This window comes from Aeromonas sp. sif0611, assembly GCF_019218845.1.
GTDB classification, from domain to species: Bacteria; Pseudomonadota; Gammaproteobacteria; order Enterobacterales; family Aeromonadaceae; genus Aeromonas; species Aeromonas media.
Genome location: NZ_JAHUWU010000046.1, coordinates 1 through 290, shown reverse-complemented (window position 1 = coordinate 290; position 290 = coordinate 1). Strand labels below are relative to the sequence as shown.

The window sequence follows — 290 nt, the reverse complement described above, 5'->3', positions numbered from 1 at the left end:
TACCAGGTCGACAACAGCAAGGTGCAGTACCTGGGCGAGGGCGAAACCAAGGTCGAGACCTTTGTGGTCACCTCCGTGGATGGCACCGAGCACACCGTCACCATCACCATCACCGGCGTCAACGATGAGGCTGTCATCACCGGCACTGACACCGGTGCGGTCACCGAAGATGAAAGCACCCCGCTGCTGACCGAGACCGGCACCCTGAGCGTGACCGATCTGGACGGCGCCGATGAAGCCAAGTTCCTGGCCGGCAACGGCACCCCGAGTGCGGGCGCGCTGGGCAGCCT

Annotated in this window: 1 protein-coding gene; it reads left to right on the top strand. The window is 64.5% G+C overall.

What is annotated here, in order from left to right:
* On the top strand, nucleotides 1-290 hold a 290-nt coding region (locus KW824_RS20700), incomplete at both ends, for a VCBS domain-containing protein (RefSeq protein ID WP_218410891.1).